Genomic DNA, 21,353 nt, shown 5'->3' with positions numbered 1-21,353 from the left:
TAAAGAATATACTTTTTATTTCTTCTTTCTTTATAAGTTGCACCAAGCAGGTTAAACTTCCTGATGACTTTGAATTGAATGTTCAAATTTTTATAAATTTAATGCCAGTCCCAATTCAGTTTCATAGAAAAATAAAGGGTAATATAGAAATTAAAGGAACTTTTGAAAAAGAACCTGAAATTAAAAATATTAAAATTCTATTCGATGATTCTGAATTTAATGTGAATTTTAAAAAGGAAAAAAATTATTACATATTTGAAATCCCTGTTTACGATATAAAAGAAATAAAATCAAAAGAATATTTGAAATTGAAGATAGATTTATTTTATAAAGGTAAAATATTTGAAATAATAAAGGATAAAGTTGAAATAAAAAGAATTTATTAAAATGGAAATTGGAATTGATATTCAAAAATTATCTGTTCTAATTTCAGTATTAATTTATACCTTTTTACTTCTCTATTTTATTTCAAAAGCAAGGAAAGGTGAAAAACTTTTTTTAAGGAAAATACCAGGAATTGAAGCAGTTGATGAAGCAATAGGAAGGGCAACAGAAATGGGAAGAAGTATTCTTTATGTTCCAGGACTTTCTACAATTGATGATGTAGCAACTATTGCTTCTCTAAACATTTTATCAAGAGTAGCAAAAAAAGCAGGGGAGTATGAAACTGATATCATAGTCCCAAATAGAAACCCTGTTGTTTATACAGTTGCAAAGGAGGTAATAAAACAGGCCTATACTTCTATCGGGAGACCTGACCTTTTTAAAGAAGATTCTGTATTCTATGTTACTGATTCCCAGTTTGGATATGCTGCCAGTGTTTGTGGTTTAATGGTAAGAGAAAAGACCGCAACAAATTTTTTTATGGGAATGTTCTGGGCTGAATCTCTCTTACTTGCTGAAACAGGAGCTTCGACTGGAGCAATTCAAATTGCGGGAACAGATGCAATAACACAACTCCCCTTTTTTGTTACATCCTGCGATTATACTTTAATAGGAGAAGAGTTTTACGCTGCAAGTGCTTATCTATCAGGAGAACCTGTGCTTGTTTCAACTATAAAAGCCCAGGATTTTATGAAGCTTATAATAGGATTTTTACTAATTTTAGGAGGATTTCTCGGTTTAATTGGTAAATCATATATTTTAAACTTTATTTTTCCCAAATGAAAAAACAATTTCCACTTTTTATTGTTTTTTTTATAGGACTTTTGGGATTCCTTCAATATTTTATTACAGGTCCTCTTTCTAAATCAGTTTATACCTTGCTCCTTGAATGGTTTCAGGGAGTTCAGGGAATGGCTATAATTATGGCTGTTATATCACTTACAAGAAGACATTTTACAAATGTGAGGAAAGGGAAAAATGTTTTTTACTCTCTTGTTACTCTCATTTCTCTTTACGGTATGATGATTCTTGGTATTTTCTTTGGTATAGGAAAGGGCTCAATTTTTGATAAAATTTATGAATTTGTTATGGTTCCTTTAAATGCAACAACCTTTTCCCTTCTTTCCTTTTATATGGCTTCTGCAGCCTATAGAGCTTTTAGAGCAAGAAGTGTTGAAAGTGCTCTCCTTTTATTATCAGCATTTGTTATAATGATAGGACTTACTTCCTTTGGTGATGTTTTATCAAAAAATCTCCCTTATTTTGCCCAGTGGATTCTTGATGTTCCAAATCTTGCTGCTCAAAGGGGCATAACACTTGGTATAGCTCTTGGGATTCTTGCAACATCTTTAAAAATAATGCTTGGAATTGAAAGGAGTTGGTTAGAATGAATATATGGGAAAGATTGCTTAAAATACCGAGAGCTTTAATATTTCTTTTAATTGGAATTGCTGTTTTCTTTCCTTTACTTTTTAAATTTACTTTACCTTTAAATATTTTAAAACCAGTTCAGGATGTTTATGATTTTATAGAAGCTCTGCCTGAAGGAACACCTGTAATATTATCTTTTGACTATTCACCTGATGTATTACCAGAATGTTACCCGATATCTCTTGTTCTTGCAAAGCATCTTGCAAAGAAAAAGCTGAGGATATATATAATGACTCTATATCCTGCTGGAACAGGGTTTGCTCTTGATGTTTACAATAAAATAATCAAGGAGTATGGATTAAAGGAAAGGGAGGATATTGTTTTCCTTGGATATTTCCCTTCAATTGCTGCAACAATTTTAGGAATTGGTGAAGATATAAAGAATGTTTTTAAATCTGACTATTTTGGATATCCCTTTGATAAAATTCCTGCTTTTAATGGAGTTAAGAATTATAGTGACATTAAACTTGCTATAAGCATTTCAGGAGCAGCAATACCAGAAAGCTGGATGGTTTACGCAAATGGAAGATATGGTGCCAATGTAGCAGCTGGAGTAACAGCTGTTATGGCAGCTCAACTTTATCCTTATTACAGAAGTAAACAGTTTATAGGTTTAATAGGGGGAATGAGAGGTGCTGCTGAGTATGAGAAATTATTGAGGGCTTATGATCTTGCAACAAAGGGGATGAACTCAATTTCCCTTGCAAATTTTGTAATGGTCTTTCTTGTTATACTTGGCAACATTGCCTTTTTCATGCAAAGGAGGACTAAAAAATGAGTCTTGATCCCTGGATTTGGATAAGTGCTTTTTTAACCCTTGCTATATTTTCCTTTTTATATAGGGATAATCCTGTATACAGATTTGCTGAACACTTATTTGTAGGGGTTTCAGCAGGTTATTATGCTTCAATTTACTGGCATAATGCTATTTTAAGATTTATAATAAAACCACTTTCAGAAAAATTTTCTATTTTTTATTATAAAATTATCTGGCCTCAGTTATTTCCTGATATTAATTTAATTTCAAGCTTTTTTGCATTTGTTATGTATCTTATTCCCCTTACCTTTGGACTTTTATTTTTTTCTCTGCTTTTTCCCAAGCATTCATGGCTTATAAGGTATCCTATTGCCTTTTTAATGGGAGTTGGAGCAGGTTTATCTCTTTATCCTACCTTTAAGGCAAGAATTTTCGATCAGATAAAAGACACTTTTTTGCCCCAATTTTCTAATACCTTATACTTTTTTAACTCTTTAATAATATTTATAGGAACATTCACAGTTTTATCTTACTTTTTCTTTTCCAAGGAACATAAGGGTTTTTTAAAGATTTTTTCAAAAATTGGGATTATATTCATAATGATAGGTTTTGGTGCAGCTTTTGGATATACTGTTATGGCAAGAATAGCTCTTTTGATTGGTAGATTTTACTTTTTAATTCATGATTTTATACATTTGATTTAATCCCGTGAATGTTTCTTTCTGGATAAAAGCACTGAGGGTTATACCGAGAATAGATAAAGAAGAATGGGAAAAACTTGATGTTATATCAAAATGGTTAATTCTCACAAGAGGAGCTGTTTTTGTTATTACATTAATACCTTCTTATATTGTAGGCATTTTAACTTTTTTAAATGATAAATTTGATTTATTAAACTGGATTATATTAACTATTGGACTTGTATTAGCCCATGCCTTAAACAATATGTTAAATGATTATACAGATTTTATAAAAGGAGTAGATAAGGAAAATTACTTTAGGGCGCAATACGGACCTCACCCCTTTGAACATAATCTATTAGATAAAAAAGAATTTTTTAAATATGTAATAGTTACAGGTATACTTTCGCTTTTAGTGGGAATTTATTTTATATATTTAAAAGGAATTCAAGCATTAATTTTAGTTTTAATAGGTTCTTTTTTTATTCTATTTTATACATGGCCTTTAAAATATATAGGACTCGGAGAATTGAGTGTTTTAATAGTATGGGGACCACTTATGATAGGGAGTGGATATTATATAATCACTGGAGAATGGGATATAAAAGTTATTCTGATGAGTTTTATATACAGTTTAGGAGCAACGAGTGTTATATTTGGAAAGCATATTGATAAATATGAGGATGACAAAAGTAAAGGTATAAAAACATTACCTGTTATTATTGGTGAAAAAAATGCGAGAATTTTAAATATTATAATAATTTCTTTACAGTATGTATTAACCATTTATCTTGTATTAATTGGATTTTTCAGATTAACAATGCTTATTGTTCTTTTTTCTTTAAAATGGTTTTTTGATAGAATCCTTAAAGTTTATTTAAAGCCAAAACCTTTAACAAAACCTGAAATTTATCCTGACTCAGTATGGCCATTATGGTTTGTTGCCTTTGCTTTTGACCATAATAAAAAATTTGGTTACTTTTTTATTTTAGGTTTAATTTTTGAAGTTATTATTAAAGTTCTTAAATTTTAAAATATTTTTTTGTAGTATTGTATTTTTTTATTAAATTGATTATAATACTTCTATGAGCTTAATAAAAGGTTTTTTGTGTTTTCTAATTTTCTTTGAAATCTGGCAGACAAAAACGAAAATGACAGTTAATAGAAAAGGTCATGGTGCAGTAGAACTTAATGGAAAAATCTATGTAATAGGTGGTAGAAATGCAACGGGTTTTCTTGGAACTAATGAAGTTTATGACCCTGTAACAGACTCCTGGGAAACAAAAACTTCTATGCCAACACCAAGGGAAAGATTTGTTCTTGTATCAGACGGGAATAAAATTTACGCAATAGGTGGGTTTAATGGCTCTTATTTAAAAATAAACGAAGAATATAATCCAGTAACAAATACATGGACAACAAAAGCTCCTATGAACCAGGCAAGGGAAGGTGCTGCTGCTGTTTATCTAAATGGAAAAATTTATGTAATTGGAGGATTCAACGGTAGCCAGTATTTATCAATAAATGAAGAATACTCAATTTCATCAAACACATGGAGTATAAAAGCTCCAATGCCAACACCAAGAGCATATTTTGGTGCCTGTGTATATAATGGAAAAATTTATGTAATAGGAGGAAAAAATGGAACAGGTGATTTAAACAAAATTGAAATTTATGACCCCTCTAATAATACCTGGTCTAATGGAATAAATATGCCAACACCGCGGGCTTTCCTTTTGACAAAGTGTGATGGTTTTAAAATATACGCAATAGGTGGATATAGAAATGGATACCTGAATATTAATGAAGAATTTAATTTTTTCACAAATACCTGGGAAACTGGTCTTGCTATGCCAACAGCAAGAAGTGAATTTTCAGGTGATTTTTCAGGAGGTAAACTCTATGCAATTGGAGGGATAAATAATTCAGGTTATCTTGATATAAATGAAGAATTTTCACCTTCAGTTGACATAAGGGAAGATAATTATATAAATCTATCTAAAAAAGAAAATAGCAAGTTATACTCTATATCAGGTGGAAGAATTGAAATTAAAAAAAGTGGTGTTTACTTTTTAAAATCAGGTTATAAATCCAAAAAAATAATTGTTATTAAATAGAAGTTTTTCCTCCTGGTCTTTCAAGTGGGATTCCCTTTTTACATAAGGGACAATCCTGAGGTGAAAAAATTTTTACCTTTTCTTTATAAATTGCATAAAAGGGGATTCCAAAATCTTCTTCTTTCTCCCTTCTATCGATTAAAACAAGAATACCTTTAATATTTAAGAGTTTTTCACTTGCCTTAAGTGTTTTTTGAATGGAACCTCCTGTTGTTATAACATCATCAACTATAATTCCGTCTGCAGGAAAATTTATTGAAAAATCTCTTCTTATAACAAATTCCTCCTTTTCCTTTTCTGCAAATATTGCTCTTTTATTTAACATAAGACCTAAAATCTCCGCAATTATAGCACCACCTGTAAAAGGACCGAGTATCACATCAAATTCAATTTTTTTTAAGAAATCAAGAGAAAATTCAAGTAATTTTTGAAGGTAAAAAGGATATGATAGTATCCTGTATTTTTCAAAATAAATATCGGAGTGATTTCCACTTGTTAAAAGAAAATGCCCTCTTTTTAATACCTCAAGTTTTTCAAGGATATCTTTTGGTTCCATAAAATTTCCTCCTTTATTCCTTCTGATATTTTTTTAAATTGATAACCTTCCTTTTTTAATTCTTTAATTAAATTTTCAAGAAAAATTTTGTATTCTAAGGTGTCATTTTCAGGGGAACCAAGATGCAAAAGTAAAATATAACCTCTTTTATCTTCTATTTTTTTAAAATTTTCAAACCTTTCCCTATAATCCCTTACACTTTTCCAGTCAAGGAAATCATAGGTCCACCTTACATGAATGTAACCGAGCCTGCTTGCCCATCTTCTTATTTCAGCGTTTTCCTCACCATAGGGGGATCTCCATATAAATTCCATCTTTTTTCCAGTTATTTTTTCAAATAATTCCTCAGTTTTGAAAAGCTCTCCAAATATCATTTCAGGTGATAAACCTTTAATTGTTTGGTTTTTTTTGTTAATTTCATAGGTAGTAAAATGTGGATGGGAGTATGTGTGATTTAAAACTTCATGGGAATCTGAAATAATTTTCTGGACAACATTTTTAAATTTTTCCATAAATTCACCTGTAAGGAAAAAGGAACTTTTTATCTTATATTTTTTTAAAATATTAAGTATCACATCAGCCCTCTGTGCAAAACTTCCACCATCAAAGGTAATATAGATTTCCTTTTTTTGAGTTTTGAATCTTACAATTGAGCCATCAAAAAAAGGATGATAGTATTTTTCTCCTATGTAAATTTTTTTTAAAATGAAATCCTTATGTTCAATGACTGGTTTTTTATAAAGAAAATAAATTGAAATAAAAAATAATAGTATAAAGGAAACAAAAATAATTTTAATATAAGGGTAAGAGAGAGGTTCTTTATAAATTCTTTTCTTTTTAAAATTTTCAAAAAGGAATAAATAAATACATTTTTTAGAACAAAAATAATGTCTGTATTTTTTAATGGAACATTTAGAACATATCTCTTTCTTACACCTAAAACACTTTCTTGTAAGAAATCTTTCAGGATGTTTTTCACATCTTTTTCTTTCTTTTTTCATCAGAAATAAATTATAAAAAATGAACCACTTTTAATTAAATTGCGTCAAATATTAATTCAGGGTTCAAACCCCTTAAAATAAAAAGGAGAATTTATATGAAATCTTTAATACCTTTAATAATCTTGATATCTCAACCAGAACAGGGTGAATTCTTAAAAAGGATGTTTTTAAAAAGAAATCCTGAAATAATTATAAGAGTTTTGGCACTTGATAGTTATGTTCAGAAAAATATAGGGCTTTCAAAGGAAGAAGCGGAACTTTTTAAAAACCTCTATTTTAATTTAGAAAAGGAAACTGAAAAAATAAAATCAGAAATAAGAATCAAAGAGATTGAACTGGAAGAAGTTATGCAATCTGAAAAAATTGATTTTAATAAAGCTGAAAAATTGATAGAAGAACTGGCAGAACTTAACAAGAATCTTAGAATCAAACAGATTGAAGCTTTTAAGAAAGTTTACGATAAACTTGGCAATAAAAGATTTAATGAAATAAGAGAAAAATTAAGAGAAATGAGAAGAGAAAGAGATAGAGAAAGAAAGATGTTGTGGAAAAATTAATTTAAAATGGATAAAAATGAAAAAGAAAATCTCTTCAATATCCTTTATGATAAATATTTTGACAGAATATGGAAATATGTTTATTACAAGGTATCAAATAGAGAGGATGCTCAAGATCTATGTCAGGAAATATTTTTCAAAGTTTATAAGGGGCTTGATAAATTTGAAGGAAGAAGTTCCTATTATACCTGGATTTTTAAAATTGCTATGAATTCTGTTATTTCCTTTTATAGAAAGAGAAAATTTATAAAATTTATACCCCTTGATTTTGTTGATGAAAAACATTATTCTTATGAGAGGGACGAAAAGAAAGAAAAAATTTTTGAAAAAATGAAAATGTTACCAGAAGAAATAAGAGAAACCCTCGAACTTTATTACATTTCAAGCTTTAAGGTTAAGGAAATTGCAGAAATTCTTGGTATTCCTGAAGGAACTGTAAAAACAAGACTTAAAAGGGGAAGAGAACTTTTAATTGAACTATTAAAATGAAACACTTTGAAATAAATGAAATATTTGAAATAATTGAAAATAAAGGTGAAAGTTTAACAGAACTTGAAAATCACATAAAGGAATGTAAGGAGTGTAAAGAAAATTATGAAAAGGTAAAGGAATTTTTTAAATCTTTTGAAATAGAAGTCCCCCTTGATGTGAAATTGAGAATAAGAAAAGAAGTTTTAAAAAGGGGAAGGAGAAAGGAAAAAATAATTAAAACTTTTGTTCCTGCTCTTGTTACATTATCATTAATCTTCGTTATTCTTTTTAAATTTATTGTTAAAATTGAAAAGGAAATTATGATTATATCACCTTCAGAGGAAGAGGTTTTAACACCTGAAGAGGTTCTTTTTGTTCTTAAAGTAAATAATATAAAGGGGTTAAAAGTTTTTATTGATAGTGTTGATATATCTGATTCCTTAAAGAAAACTGATAAACTTTTGTATTATCTTGCAGAAGATTTAGAGTTAAATCCGGGTACTCATTATTTGACAGTTTTTAAGGATAATAAAATTTATAAAAAAAATAAATTCTATTTAACATCCTTTAAGTTCTCTTTTAAATAATGGAATTTAATAAGGAAAATCTTGAACTTGTTCCTGAAAAACCAGGAGTTTATCTTTTTTATGATAAAAAAGGTAACCTTCTTTACATAGGTAAGGCAAGAAATTTAAAAGAAAGGATAAGAACTCACCTAAATGCAGAGTATGAGAATCCAAGATTGAGCTTAATGATAGAAAAGGTTAAAAATTTTGAGTTTATTGTTACTTCATCTGAACCTGAGGCACTTCTTCTTGAAAATAATTTAATTAAAAGTAAAAAGCCGAGATTCAATATAAGATTAAGGGATGACAAAAAATATCCGTATCTTAAAATAACCTTAAGAGAAATGTATCCAAGAATTTTCATGACAAGAGATTTAAGGGATGATGGCTCTTTACTTATAGGACCATTTCATTCTGCTAAATCTCTTAGAAAAGCATTGAGAATGACTTTAAGAATTTTTCCAATAAGAACTTGTAAATATAAATTACCCTCAAAAAAGAAAATAAATCCCTGTCTTGAATACGAACTTAAAAGGTGTCCTGCTCCCTGTGTAGAGGGGTTTGTAGACCCTAAAGAGTATAGAGAAGTAGTAAATAAAGCAGTTTTATTTTTTACAGGAAGAACAGAAAGTGTGGAGGATTATCTTTTAAAGGAAATAGAGAAATGTAAGGAAAAAATGGAATTTGAAAAAGCGGCAAGATTAAGGGATGCTTTATATTCAATAAGAGAACTTTCAAGAAGTCAGATTGCTGTTTTAGAGGAAGAAAAATCCCTTGATGTTTTAGCATGTCAGATTCATCATCCCTTTGCATCCATTTCCCTTTTAAGAGTTAGAAAAGGAAAACTTCTTGATATGGAAAACTTTATTCTTGATGTTCCTTTCTATTATGAGGAAAAGGATGTTTTATTTTCTTTTGCTTCCCAGTATTACCTTTCAGGTATTCTTGGTTCAGAGGAAATTATTTTAATTAAAGTTGATGAAAATTATAAGGAGATAGAAGAGGCTTTAAAACTTAAGAGAAATGTTTCAATTAAATTTAGAGAACCTGAAGGTGAAGACGAGGAAAAACTTTTAAAAATGGCTGAGGAAAATGCGAGGATAAAACTTGAGGAATACTATATTGAAAAGAAGGGGAAAATTTTACCATCTAAGGCAATTGTTGAACTAAAAGAAAATTTAAATCTTAAAGATTATCCTTTTCATATTGAGTGCCTTGATATTTCCCATTCCTTTGGAGATGAAAGGGTTGGTGCGGTTGTTGTTTTTAAAAATGGTAAAAGGGATAAAAAATCTTATAGAAAATATAAAATTAAAACAGAGGAAGCAAGATCTGATCCACAGATGGTTTATGAGGTTGTAAAGAGAAGATTTAAAAGATTGAAAGAAGAAAATGAAAAATTTCCAGATTTATTTATAATTGATGGTGGAAAACCACAGTTAAGTGCAGCTTTAAATGCTCTCAAAGAACTTGATATAAAAGATGTTAAAGTTTGTGCTTTTGCTAAAACCTTTGACCAGCTTTATTTTCCTGATGGCAGAGAGGTGATGATACCCAAAAAAACTTATGCAATAAGACTTTTAAGGGATATTAGAAGTGAGGCACACAGATTTGCTGTAGCTTTCCATAGAAAGAAGATGGAGAAAAAAGTTAAAATTTCAGAACTTGATGGAATACCTGGAATTGGTGAAAAAAAGAAAATGGAAATTTTAAGGTTTTTTGGTTCAATAGAAAGATTAAAAGGTGCAAGTATTGATGAAATTGCAAAAGTAAAAGGAATTGGAAGAAAACTGGCAGAAATAATTTATGAGAGATTACACAGTTAAAATAAAATCACCTCTTGGAAAAATTTCAATTAAATTTAAAGAAGGGAAAATAAAAGAAATAAATTTTCTTGATAATAAAAATTATAAAAATTTTGAAGTTGAAGGGAAAGTTGAAGAAGAATTTTCTAAAGTTATTGAAGAATTCAAAAATTATTTCGTTGGCAAAAAGGAAGATTTTAAGTTTTCCTATAAATTAATAGATTTAAATTTCATTGATGATTTTAAAAAGAAAGTTTTTATGGAACTTTTAAAAGTTAAATGGGGTGAGGTAATTACTTATTCTGAACTTGCTGAAAAATTAGGTAATAGAAATTTAAGGAGAAAAGTGGGTAGGGCTCTTTCAGAAAATCCTTATCCTATAATTATTCCCTGTCACAGGGTTGTAGGGAAAAATAATTTAGGAGGCTTTAGTGGTGGACTTGATTGGAAGAAAAAACTTCTTAAACTTGAAGGAGTAAATATTAAGTGAAAGAAATTTCACCTTGCGATTTATTTTTAAAAATTGAAGAGTATTCAAAAAATCTTAAAGTTCCCCTTGTATCACTTATAGCTCTTAAAAGAAGATCAGATTTTTCAATACTCATTTCAGCTATTTTATCATCAAGAACAAAGGATGAAGTAACAGGGAGGGTGATGGAAAATTTTTTAAAAAAAGTAAAGGATTTTAATGATTTAAAAAAATTAAAGGTAAAGGAAATTGAGAAATTAATTTATCCTGTTGGCTTTTATAAAGTAAAGGCAAAAATTTTAAAGAGATTATCCAAAGAGATTATAGAAAAATATGGTGGAAAAATTCCAGATAAATTTGAGGAACTTGTAAAATTACCAGGAGTTGGAAGAAAGGTTGCGAATTTAATTTTGATAGAGATTTTTAAAAAGGATGAAATATGTGTTGATACACATGTTCACAGAATTTCAAACAGGCTGGGTTGGGTAAGCACAAAAAAGAGAGAAGAAACCGAAGAAAAATTAAAAGAGATTTTCCCAAGGGAATACTGGAGTAGAATAAATAGAACACTTGTAGCATTTGGACAGGGAATATGTAAACCTTTAAAACCTCTTTGCAAAATTTGTCCTGTTGAACCTTTCTGTCCAAAAATAGGTTTAAATTCTAAAAAATAAATTCAAAATAGATACTTGAATTTTTATTTTTAAAATTGTATAATAATGACTGAACGGTCAGTCATAATGGAAAATAAGAATAAAATTCTTGAAAGTGCAATATCGGTATTTCTTGAAAAAGGTTTTTACAATGCCCGAATAGAGGATATTGCTGAAAAAGCTGGTATTGCAAAAGGAACAGTTTATCTTTATTTCAAAGATAAGAGGGATTTATTTCTTTCCTCAATAAGATATGAGATTGAAAAGTTTTATGTTAAAATTGAGGATATTATTAAAGGTAATCTTGAACCACAGAGAAAACTAAAAAATTTACTTTTTATTATATACAGTAATTTCTATGAAAGAAAGAAGTATTACGAAAGTGCTATTAGATTATGGCCTGGTGAACTGGGAAAAGAAATAATAAAAACAATTTTGCCTTATTTAAGGAGAATTTTAAAAGGAATAGGTTCTGTTTTAAAGGAAGGAGAAAATTTAAAGGTTTTTTCAATTCACCAGAATATTTATTCTGATTCTGTTATGATTCTTGGAATTATAAGAGCTGCCTCAATGGCAGAAGATTTTTTTGGTAAAAGGTTATCCTTTGAAAAGGCATGGAATTATATAAAAAAAATTCTTGATATAAAAGAAGGAGGATAAAATGTTAAAATTAATTTTTTTAATTTCTCAGGTATATTTAACTGAAGAAGAAGCAGTAAAAAAAGCGCTTTCTAATCCCCTTATAAAATCAAAAATTGAGGAAATTAATTCTGTAAACTATAGCAGAAATCAGGTTATAAAGTCCTTTCTTCCGGAATTAAACTCTTCATTTACCTATACTCATTCAACATTTGTAGATAAAATAACACAGTATGTTCTTGTTGGGATAGATCCAGTTACTTTACAGCCTATTTATCAGCCTGTAGAGATAACTTTTGGAAAAGCAGAAAGGAGAATTTTAAATGTTACTCTTGAATATTTAATTTTTTCGGGTTTTCAAAGATTGTATATGCTTAAGATGATGAATTCATTAAGGGACTCCAAGTTAAAGGAAAAGGAACTGAAGGAAAAAGAGGTGGAATTTCTTGTTAGAATGCTTTACAATCAGGGTTTATTTTTAAAATATGCTTTGAATAAATATAAAAAAATTATTGAAATTCTTGATGAGCATATTAAGGTAGCAAAAAAAAGATATGAGGCAGGATTTACAATTGAACTTGATTATTTAAGAAGTGAAGCAGAGAAAAAGCAACTTGAATCCACCTTATCAGATTTTGAAAAATTCTATATTAGGGTTATTTCCTCCCTTAAAACATTTTGTAATATTGATACAAAAGATGAAGTTATTCTTGTTGACAGTTTAGTTCCTGATACAATTTTTGAAGAAAAGAGTCCCTCAAGGCTTGATTTTATGATTCTGAGTAAAAATATTGAAATGCTTGATTATAACAAAAAATCAGCTTATTCAAATTTTATGCCTAAAATATTTGGTAGTATTAATTATATTTATGGCAAGCCTTACGGATTTTTTAAGGATGAATGGGGCGGATATTTCCAGTATAATCTTTATGTTTCTTTTCCTTTATTTGATTTCAGTAAAAGGCTTGATGAGATAAGAAAGAGGGAAGCTGATAAAAAAGCTCTTGAATATCTTCTTGATTTCACAGAGAAAAAAATAGAAGAGGATATAATTTCTGCTAAAAAGGAATTTGAGTCTGCGATAAAATCTTTTGAATTTTCAAAGAAATCACTGGAACTAACTCAAAAATCCCTTGATATATCTAAAAGTCAATATGAAAAAGGATTTATTTCCAATACAGATTTTCTTGATGCTTTAAGGAAATATCTTGAAGTTCAAGTTATGTATTTAAATTCCCTTTTTAAATTAAAAGAAGCAAAGATTAAATATGAATCCACCCTTTATGGTGTAAATTTTGACTTTGGAAAAGGAGGTGAATGATGAAAAAAGGTTTAATAAACTTTTTGTTATTAATCTCTTTATTTTATATATCCTGTCAGAAAAAAAATGAAAGAGTAAAATCAAATGAAGAGACATTTATTCCTGTTACTGTTATAAAGCCAGTTATTGGTGAAATTCAGCTTGAAATTAAACTTTCATCGCAGATAGAGGGAAATCCTGATGTTCTCGTTTACGGACCTATTCCTGGTTATTATCTTAAAAGTCTTAAAAATGAAGGTGATTATGTAGAAAAAGGGGAAGTTATTTTACTTTTAGAAAGAAGGGAATACGGTTTGGAATTTGAGCCTGTAAAAATTGAAGCTCCTGTTTCTGGGAAAATTTCCTATTTTAAATTTGATAAGGGTGAATTTGTTTCGCCTCAGAGACCTCTTGCAAGAATTTATGGAGATAGAGAATATAAAGTAAAGTTGTATTTACCAGCTGAATATTCAAAATATGTTACTTATGGAAAACAGGTTAAAATTTATGTTAATTCAGAAGAATTTAAGGGTGTAATAAGAGAAATAAGTGTAACTTCAGATCCTTTTACAGGAAATTTTGAGTTTAGAGCCTTTTTCACCCCTAACAAAAAGATTTTACCTGGAACACCCTGTGAAGTTGAAATTCCTGTTCTAAAAAAAGAGAATGTTTTAAAAATTCCTTCAAAATGTGTGCTTGGCACAGCTAAAAAGTCAGTTTTTGTGGTAGAAAATGGTGTAAGTAAAAGGGTGCCAGTTATAACAGGAATTGAGTCAGGTGGATTTGTTGAGATAATTGATGGGCTTACTCAGAATGATCTTGTTGTTTTAAAAGGAGTAGAAATTTTAAGAGAGGGTATGAAAGTTAAAATATTAAACGGAGACTTGAAATGACAGAGTTCTTTGTAAAAAGACCAATTTTTACTTTTTCAGTTTATACAGCACTTTTATTACTTGGTATCTTTTCTATCCGGGTATTACCAATAGATTTCTTCCCAGATGTATCAATTCCTATGGTAAGTATAGTGACCATAAGACCCGGTGCTTCACCAGAGGAAATTGAGGAGGAGGTGACCAAATATATAGAGAATGCAGTATCCACAGTACCAAATGTTACTAACATAAGGTCTTTTTCACTTCAGGATATTTCTGTTGTTACAGTGGAATTTGACTGGGGTACTGATATTGATAAGGCAGCCGATGATATAAGAACGAGGCTTGAAATAACAAAATATTATCTACCGGAGGATGCGGATATTCCTAAGGTTTTTAAATTTGACCTTTCTCAAATTCCTATTCTTGTGGGAACTTTTCAGGTTAAGGATACTCTTTTTGATTTAAGAACATTTTTTGAGGATGAGATTGTTGAAAGACTAAAGAGAATTCCAGGTGTTGGAGATATTCAGTTCTGGGGTGGTGGTAGAAGGGAAATTGTAAAAATTGAACTTAAAAAAAGATATCTTGAGGAGTATGGAATAACTCCATTTATGATAAAGGAGGCAATTTTAAGGGAAAACATAAATGTTCCTATAGGAAGTTTTGAGGACAATTTCTATTCAATTACAGCTAAAGTGAATTCAAAGTTTTCTTCTCTTGATGAAATAAAAAAGATTCCTATTTATGTTAAAGGCAAAGGAGTTTTTAAACTGGAAGATGTAGCTGAGGTTAAACTTGATTATGATGATTTTATAACAAAGGTAAGGACAGAGAAAATTCCTTCTCTTATATTTGGAGTTTTAAAACAATCAGGTGCAAATACAGTTCTTGTTTCAGAAAGGGTAAAAAAAGAAGTTGAAAAGATTTTAAAAGATTATCCAGGAGTAAATTTAAAAGTTGTTAATGATATTTCAAGGTTTATAAAAAGTTCAATTCAGAATTTAACAAGTACGATATACTGGGCTTTATTATTTATTTTCCTTGTTACCTTTATATTTTTAAGGCATTTTTCTTCAAGTGTTGTTATAGCACTTACGATACCATTTTCTCTTTTTGCGGGGTTTATACTTTTAAAATTAACAGGTGGGTCAATAAACATAATTTCTCTTTCTTCCCTTGCCCTTGCTGCTGGTATGGTTGTTGATAATGCAGTGGTTGTTCTTGAAAATATATTTTTCAGGAGAGAAAAAGGAGAGAATGCCTTAAATGCTTCTTTCAAAGGAGCAATGGAAGTATTCTCCCCAATTCTTGCTTCTACATTAACTACAATTGCTATATTTGGTCCTCTTGTTATAGGGACAGGTTTTGTTGGAATTATGTTCAGACAACTTGCAATGACTGTAACGACAGTTCTTTTAACCTCACTTTTAGTCAGTTTAACCTTAACTCCAACCTTATCAAGGCTTATAATCAGAAATATTCCAGAGGAAAAGGGCATTCTTTTTAAGTTATTTGATTTACTTAGAAAATTTTATAAAAAAACACTTAATTTTGCTTTAAGGAGGCTTTATTTTACACTTATAGCTGGATTTTTATTTTTTGTTTTTGGATTACTTTTATTTTTAGCTGGGTTTGTAAAGACAGAATTCTTTCCTGAAGCAGACTCAGGGGAATTAAGGGGTAGTTTTATTTTGCCACCTGGAACAAAACTTTCTGTTACTGATAGTGTAGCAAATAAAATCGAAGATATTTTAAAAGAAATTCCAGAAGTAAAGACTTTTACCTTAAGAGTAGGAAGAACAGAATCTGGTTTTGCAAGTGTTATGGGTTTTGTTGAGGGAGAAAATACAGGATTTTTTTATGTTAACTTAGGAAGTCCTGCAAAAAGAAAAAGGAGTGTTTTTGAAATTGCAGAGGAGATAGAGAAAAAGATTAAGAAAATTCCTGGAATAAAGACTTTTCAGGTTTTGACTTCTGGTAATGTTCAAAATTTAATTCAGGGTTTTGGTGCCCCAATTGAAATTTTAATATATGGGGAAAATTTCAGGGCTACGGATTCAATTGCTGAATATATAAAAGATGTTCTTGAGAAAACAGAGGGTTTAAGGAGTGTAAGAATTTCAAGGGAAAAGGGTTTACCAGAATATCTTTTAATTCCTGATAGAGAAAGAATTTCGAAATTTGGTTTTTATTCTTCTTCACTCGGTGCTTATCTCAGGGCTTTAAATTTTGGTGATAAAGTAGGAACCTTTAAAATTGGTAAAAAGGAACTTGATATAAAAATAGTTCTTGAAGATAATTACAGGAAAAATAAAGAATTTTTGCCTTTTATATCTTTTCCTTTTGGTGACCAGAAATTATATATGGGAAGTATTTTTAAACTTGAAAAAGGTTTTTCGCCTTTATCAATAGAGAGAGAAAAGAAAGAGAGGGTTATTAAGGTTCAGGCTGAATCATCTGGTAGACCTATAGGTGAGATTAAAAAGGAACTTCTTAAAAAATTGAGAGATGTATTTATAGCTCGTGGAGAGTATAGAGTTGAATTTGGTGGTTTAACAGAAGAGCAGACAGAATCTTTTAAGGTTCTCTTTTATGCTTTTCTCCTTGGAATAGTTCTTGTTTATCTTGTTATGGCAGCTCAATTTGAGTCATTTCTCTTGCCCTTTATAATAATGTTTACGGTCCCCTCAGGAGTTACTGGAGTTGCTTTGATACATCTATTGACAGGAATTCCTTTTTCTGTTCCTTCCTTTGTTGGTATGGTTATGATGATAGGAATAGTGGTTAATAATGCAATAGTAATGCTTGATTATGTTGAAAGGTTAAGACTTGAGGGTAAGAGTATTTTAGAATCCACAGAAGAAGGTGCTTTGAGGAGATTTAGACCGATTCTGATTACAAGTTTAACCACAATTATGGGTCTTTTGCCTCTTGTTATTTTTAGAGGAGAAGGCTCTGAAACTTGGAGACCACTTGCGGTTTCTGTAATTGGAGGTCTTTTCTTTTCTCTTTTAGTTAGTTTAATATTTATTCCCTCAATGTATGCCTTTGTTCAGAAAAAATTTTTAAAAAGAGAGTAGACAAGTTCTTTTTTTTATATTAAAATTTAAGATCAAGGTTCAATTCCAAGATTTAAAGAAAGGAGGTATCATGTATTATTTAAAAAAGTGGGGGGGCATAGTGGTCTGTAAGTTAGCCCTTCTATTTATGCTGCAGAATCTATATGCTGAGAGAAAAAATTCTGTCCCTACTATTGGAAAAATTTATGATTTAAAAGCAGGGGAATTTCTTATTGATACAAGTGTTATTTATATGCCTGTACCAAATGATGAAACTCATCCTTCAGTTGCTTTTGATGGGACAAACTATTTTGTTGTATGGGAAGATTCTCGCAGTGGCTCTACTTCTGATATTTATGGTGCTCGTGTTTCGCAAGATGGAACAGTTCTTGATCCAAATGGAATAGCAATATCAACAGCAACAGGTTATCAAGGAATTCCTTCAGTTGCTTTTGATGGGACAAACTATCTTGTTGTATGGGAGGATTTTCGCAGTGGTTCTTATGATATTTATGGTGCTCGTGTTGCTCTGGATGGAACAGTTCTTGATCCAAATGGTATAGCAATATCAACAGCAACAAATGATCAAGAACACCCTTCAGTTGCTTTTGATGGGACAAACTATTTTGTTGTATGGGAAGATTCTCGCAGTGGCTCTACTTCTGATATTTATGGTGCTCGTGTTTCACCAGATGGAACAGTTATTGATCAGGAAGGTATAGCAATATCAACAGCAATAAGTAATCAGTTTGTTCCTTCAGTTTCTTTTGACGGGACAAACTATCTTGTTGTGTGGCAGGATGATCGCAGTCTCTCTTCTTTTGATATTTACGGTGCTCGAGTTTCGCCGGATGGAGCGGTTCTTGACCCAAATGGTATAGCAATATCAACATCAACAAGTCATCAATTTTCTCCTTCAGTTGCTTTTAGTGGAATGAACTATCTTGTTGTATGGCATGATCAAAGTGCTTCTTCGGTAGATATTTATGGTGCTCGTGTTACTCAAAATGGAGCAGTTCTTGATTCGGATGGTATATTAATATCAATAATAACACATAGTCAGTATGTTCCTTCGGTTGCTTTTGATGGGACAAACTATTTTGTAGTATGGATGGATAATCGCAATAACTCTTATGATATTTATGGTGCTCGTGTTTCGCCAGGTGGATTTGTTTTTGATCCGACTGGTGTAGCAGTATCAACACTACCGGGTGATGAATATTATCCTTCAGTTTCTTTTGATGGGACAAATTATTTTGTAGTATGGGTAGATACTCGTAATGGTTCTTATGATATTTATGGTGCTCGTGTTAATACAGGTGGAACAGTTCTTGATCCAAATGGTATAGCGATATCAACAGCAACAGGTGCTAAACTTTATCCTTCAGTTACTTTTGATGGGACAAACTATCTTATTGTATGGGAGGATTATCGTAGTGGTTCTTCTGATATTTACGGTGCTCGTGTTTCGCAAGGTGGAACAGTTTTAGATCCAAATGGTATAGCGATATCAACAGCAACAGGTTATCAAGGATGTCCTTCAGTTGTTTTTGATGGGACAAACTATTTTGTTGTATGGCATGATTTGCGTAGTGGTTCTTCTGATATTTATGGTGCTCGTGTTGCTCTGGATGGAACGGTTATTGATCCAAATGGAGTAGCAATATCAACAGCGACAGGTTATCAACTTTTTCCTTCAGTTGTTTTTGATGGGACAAACTATTTTGTTGTATGGGAGGATAAACGTAGTGGTTCTTCTGATATTTATGGTGCTCGTGTTAATACAGGTGGAACAGTTCTTGATCCAAATGGTATAGCGATATCAACAGCAACAGGTAATCAGTCTGTTCCTTCAGTTGCTTTTGATGGGACAAACTATTTTGTTGTTTGGGAGGATTATCGTAGTGGTTCTTTTTCTGATATTTATGGTGCAAAGGTTAGTCCAAATGGGAATGTGATTGAGGAGTTTTCTGTTTCAACTCAGTCAGGTAGTCAGTATTCACCTGCCCTTGCACATGGTTCAGGAAATCAGGTTTTTATTACTTATTCTGGTTATGTTGGTTATATTAACAATCATCCAGTAAATGCGATGAGAATATGGGGGAAATTTTATCCGTTTGTTGAGATTGGAGAGAAAATTAATATTCCAAAGGTATTTATTTCTCTTTATATTCAGCCAAATCCGTTAAATTACTTTACAAAAATTAGATACTATCTTCCAAAATCTTCTAATGTTATGCTTAAGCTTTATGATGTTAAAGGAGGGTGTTTAAAGACATTTGTAAATGGAAAGCAAGATGCTGGTATTTATGAAATAAGATGGGATAGGAAAAATGAGAGGGATAGAAAGATTCTTGAAGGAATTTATTTCTTACGCCTTGAAACAGATTATTGCACAGTAACAAGGAAAATATTAATAATGGATTAAAAAGTTTATTGAATTTTTATAAATTCCAAAGATAATGGTTTAATAGGGTTCTTTAACTTAAAGGTATAAAAAAGAAAAAATTTTTTAATATAGAAATGTTAAGGATTATTTGAAAGTGTAATTTAACGGAAAAATTTAAAAAAGCTTTTTGAATAGAGGAGAAAAATTGAGGGAGATTTACTATCAAATTTTTGAAAAATAGTTCATAATACAACAAAAGTTAGTTTTTAAAGTTAAGAAGAATTGCGGTATATTTATAAAAAGAAATTTAAGGAATCTCAAAGTTTAAATAAATCTTATTTCTAAATTAGGAGCACCCGCAAGAAATAGGCAGAAAAATTCAATATATTCATAATTATTTTAAAATTCATTAATTTTTCTTTAAAATAAATATTCTTGAATTTTTTATTAATCAAAAGGAGGTGAGAAAATGATTTTAGGAATTATTTTGATTTTATTAGTAATTATTTCTTTTATTTTTCTTTATTTAAAAATAGAAGAGCTTAAAAAAGATCAGTCTATAAGATTATTACAGGAGCAGATAAATGGGTTAAGAATAGAAATAAATCAGAATCTACAAAATGCAACTGGAAACATCAATCAAACTATTAGCAAAACTTATGAGATTTTCTCTGATGTCAGGGAAAGACTCGGTGGTTTACATGAGGCGACAAAAAGAGTTATTGAACTTAGCGAGGATGTAAAAAAATTAGAAGACCTTCTAAAACCACCAAAACTTCGCGGAGAGCTTGGAGAACTTCTTTTAGAAAATATTTTAAACCAGATTCTTCCTAAAGAAAATTATGAATTTCAATATCAGTTTAAAAGTGGGAAAAAAGTTGACGCAATAATTAAAATCGGGGACAAAATTATACCAGTTGATGCTAAATTTCCCTTAGATAGTTTTAATAGAATGATAAGTGCTGAGAATGAGAGAGAATTTTCAAAATATAGAGGCGAGTTTCTTAGGGATGTAAAAAATAGAATTGATGAAACATCTAAATATATTTTACCTTTAGAAGGAACTTTTGATTTCGCTTTGATGTATATTCCCGCTGAAAATGTTTATTATGAAGCCTTTGTAAAAGATAAAGAAATTTTTGAATATTGCATGGAGAAAAAAGTTATACCTGTTTCCCCAAATACTTTTTATGCTTATTTAAGCACACTTCTATATGGTTTAAGAGGTTTAAAGATTGAAGAAAAAGCAAAGGAAATTGTCAGTATGTTACAGAAAATTGAAAATGATATAAAAACCACAAGGGATTTTTTTGAACGGGCAAAAAATCAATTAAAAAATTCAATTGAAAATCTTGATAAGGCAGATAAAATACTTGATGAGCTCATAAAAAGCATTACACGGATAAAATGATTGACTTTTTAATAAAGAAATTTTAAAATTTTTATCAAGATGAGTGATAAATGCATAAATTGTAGAAAGGAATATAAAAAGCATAAAAAAGAAAGGTTTATAGAAATGGGTGATTTTTTAATATGTGAAGATTGCTTTTTACTTTTAATAGGTAAACCTGCTTTTGAAGAAACACATCCGGAGAAATTTAAAGATGAAATATTGAAGAAAATAAAAAAGAAGGAGGTTTAAAA

Annotated in this window: 22 protein-coding genes; 20 read left to right on the top strand and 2 right to left on the bottom strand. The window is 30.1% G+C overall.

Features of this window, described 5'->3' with window-relative positions; all coding sequences use genetic code 11:
* The first annotated feature begins 101 nt into the window (after positions 1 to 101).
* From ABIN73_06115 to ABIN73_06085, 7 genes are read left to right on the top strand one after another with little or no spacing between them, the layout of a single operon-like run.
* Positions 102 to 386, top strand: coding sequence for a hypothetical protein (locus tag ABIN73_06115; GenBank protein ID MEO0269296.1), 285 nt, complete (start codon positions 102 to 104; stop codon positions 384 to 386).
* 1 nt (position 387) lies between these two features.
* Positions 388 to 1,167: a DUF6754 domain-containing protein gene (locus tag ABIN73_06110; GenBank protein ID MEO0269295.1), complete on the top strand. Its 780-nt coding sequence runs from the start codon at positions 388 to 390 to the stop codon at positions 1,165 to 1,167.
* A complete protein-coding gene (locus ABIN73_06105) occupies positions 1,164 to 1,775 on the top strand; it encodes a hypothetical protein (GenBank protein ID MEO0269294.1) in 612 nt (203 codons plus the stop codon). The genes ABIN73_06110 and ABIN73_06105 overlap by 4 nt, the downstream gene beginning before the upstream one ends.
* On the top strand, positions 1,772 to 2,593 hold the full coding sequence (locus ABIN73_06100) for a hypothetical protein (protein ID MEO0269293.1): 822 nt from the start codon (positions 1,772 to 1,774) through the stop codon (positions 2,591 to 2,593). The genes ABIN73_06105 and ABIN73_06100 overlap by 4 nt, the downstream gene beginning before the upstream one ends.
* Positions 2,590 to 3,276, top strand: a complete 687-nt coding sequence (locus tag ABIN73_06095) for a hypothetical protein (protein MEO0269292.1) — start codon at positions 2,590 to 2,592, stop codon at positions 3,274 to 3,276. The genes ABIN73_06100 and ABIN73_06095 overlap by 4 nt, the downstream gene beginning before the upstream one ends.
* A 4-nt stretch (positions 3,277 to 3,280) precedes the next feature.
* Entirely contained in the window at positions 3,281 to 4,285 is a 1,005-nt protein-coding gene (locus ABIN73_06090) for a prenyltransferase (protein ID MEO0269291.1), read from the top strand.
* Positions 4,286 to 4,337: 52 nt separating this feature from the next.
* The gene (locus tag ABIN73_06085) at positions 4,338 to 5,369 is read left to right on the top strand and encodes a kelch repeat-containing protein (protein MEO0269290.1); all 1,032 of its coding nucleotides are present in this window, start codon (positions 4,338 to 4,340) and stop codon (positions 5,367 to 5,369) included.
* Here ABIN73_06085 and ABIN73_06080 read toward each other — a convergent pair.
* Positions 5,362 to 5,925, bottom strand: a complete 564-nt coding sequence (locus ABIN73_06080) for an orotate phosphoribosyltransferase (protein ID MEO0269289.1) — start codon at positions 5,923 to 5,925, stop codon at positions 5,362 to 5,364. The two genes, ABIN73_06085 and ABIN73_06080, sit on opposite strands and share 8 nt — an antisense overlap.
* The gene (locus tag ABIN73_06075; GenBank protein ID MEO0269288.1) at positions 5,886 to 6,926 is read right to left on the bottom strand and encodes a polysaccharide deacetylase family protein; all 1,041 of its coding nucleotides are present in this window, start codon (positions 6,924 to 6,926) and stop codon (positions 5,886 to 5,888) included. The genes ABIN73_06080 and ABIN73_06075 overlap by 40 nt, the downstream gene beginning before the upstream one ends.
* A gap of 95 nt (positions 6,927 to 7,021) precedes the next feature.
* Between ABIN73_06075 and ABIN73_06070 the strand changes: the two genes are divergently transcribed.
* The 13 genes from ABIN73_06070 (at position 7,022) to ABIN73_06010 (ending at position 21,351) form a co-directional block, all read left to right on the top strand.
* Complete coding sequence (locus tag ABIN73_06070) at positions 7,022 to 7,483, top strand: periplasmic heavy metal sensor (protein MEO0269287.1); 462 nt, start codon at positions 7,022 to 7,024, stop codon at positions 7,481 to 7,483.
* A gap of 6 nt (positions 7,484 to 7,489) precedes the next feature.
* A complete protein-coding gene (locus tag ABIN73_06065; protein ID MEO0269286.1) occupies positions 7,490 to 7,972 on the top strand; it encodes an RNA polymerase sigma factor in 483 nt (160 codons plus the stop codon).
* Positions 7,969 to 8,541, top strand: a complete 573-nt coding sequence (locus ABIN73_06060) for a hypothetical protein (GenBank protein MEO0269285.1) — start codon at positions 7,969 to 7,971, stop codon at positions 8,539 to 8,541. Before ABIN73_06065 ends, ABIN73_06060 begins: the two co-directional genes overlap by 4 nt.
* A complete protein-coding gene (gene uvrC, locus ABIN73_06055) occupies positions 8,541 to 10,346 on the top strand; it encodes an excinuclease ABC subunit UvrC (protein ID MEO0269284.1) in 1,806 nt (601 codons plus the stop codon). Before ABIN73_06060 ends, uvrC begins: the two co-directional genes overlap by 1 nt.
* Positions 10,327 to 10,815 carry a methylated-DNA--[protein]-cysteine S-methyltransferase gene (locus ABIN73_06050; GenBank protein ID MEO0269283.1) on the top strand — a complete coding sequence of 163 codons (489 nt, stop codon included), beginning with the start codon at positions 10,327 to 10,329 and terminating at the stop codon, positions 10,813 to 10,815. The genes uvrC and ABIN73_06050 overlap by 20 nt, the downstream gene beginning before the upstream one ends.
* Complete coding sequence (gene nth, locus ABIN73_06045; GenBank protein ID MEO0269282.1) at positions 10,812 to 11,468, top strand: endonuclease III; 657 nt, start codon at positions 10,812 to 10,814, stop codon at positions 11,466 to 11,468. The genes ABIN73_06050 and nth overlap by 4 nt, the downstream gene beginning before the upstream one ends.
* 45 nt (positions 11,469 to 11,513) lie before the next feature.
* A complete protein-coding gene (locus tag ABIN73_06040) occupies positions 11,514 to 12,107 on the top strand; it encodes a TetR/AcrR family transcriptional regulator (GenBank protein ID MEO0269281.1) in 594 nt (197 codons plus the stop codon).
* A 1-nt stretch (position 12,108) separates the two neighbouring features.
* Complete coding sequence (locus tag ABIN73_06035; protein MEO0269280.1) at positions 12,109 to 13,407, top strand: TolC family protein; 1,299 nt, start codon at positions 12,109 to 12,111, stop codon at positions 13,405 to 13,407.
* Positions 13,407 to 14,279 (top strand): efflux RND transporter periplasmic adaptor subunit, encoded by an 873-nt coding sequence (locus ABIN73_06030; protein MEO0269279.1) that lies wholly within the window; start codon positions 13,407 to 13,409, stop codon positions 14,277 to 14,279. Before ABIN73_06035 ends, ABIN73_06030 begins: the two co-directional genes overlap by 1 nt.
* The gene (locus ABIN73_06025; protein MEO0269278.1) at positions 14,276 to 17,341 is read left to right on the top strand and encodes an efflux RND transporter permease subunit; all 3,066 of its coding nucleotides are present in this window, start codon (positions 14,276 to 14,278) and stop codon (positions 17,339 to 17,341) included. The genes ABIN73_06030 and ABIN73_06025 overlap by 4 nt, the downstream gene beginning before the upstream one ends.
* A gap of 100 nt (positions 17,342 to 17,441) precedes the next feature.
* Complete coding sequence (locus ABIN73_06020) at positions 17,442 to 19,748, top strand: T9SS type A sorting domain-containing protein (GenBank protein ID MEO0269277.1); 2,307 nt, start codon at positions 17,442 to 17,444, stop codon at positions 19,746 to 19,748.
* A 430-nt stretch (positions 19,749 to 20,178) separates the two neighbouring features.
* Positions 20,179 to 21,120 carry a DNA recombination protein RmuC gene (locus tag ABIN73_06015; protein ID MEO0269276.1) on the top strand — a complete coding sequence of 314 codons (942 nt, stop codon included), beginning with the start codon at positions 20,179 to 20,181 and terminating at the stop codon, positions 21,118 to 21,120.
* A gap of 39 nt (positions 21,121 to 21,159) precedes the next feature.
* Complete coding sequence (locus tag ABIN73_06010) at positions 21,160 to 21,351, top strand: hypothetical protein (protein ID MEO0269275.1); 192 nt, start codon at positions 21,160 to 21,162, stop codon at positions 21,349 to 21,351.
* Positions 21,352 to 21,353 lie beyond the last annotated feature (2 nt).

It is taken from the genome of candidate division WOR-3 bacterium, assembly GCA_039804025.1.
GTDB lineage: Bacteria > Hydrothermota > Hydrothermia > Hydrothermales > JAJRUZ01 > JBCNVI01.
The sequence above is the reverse complement of the archived record's forward strand: the minus strand, read 5'-3'. Positions and strand labels throughout refer to the sequence as shown.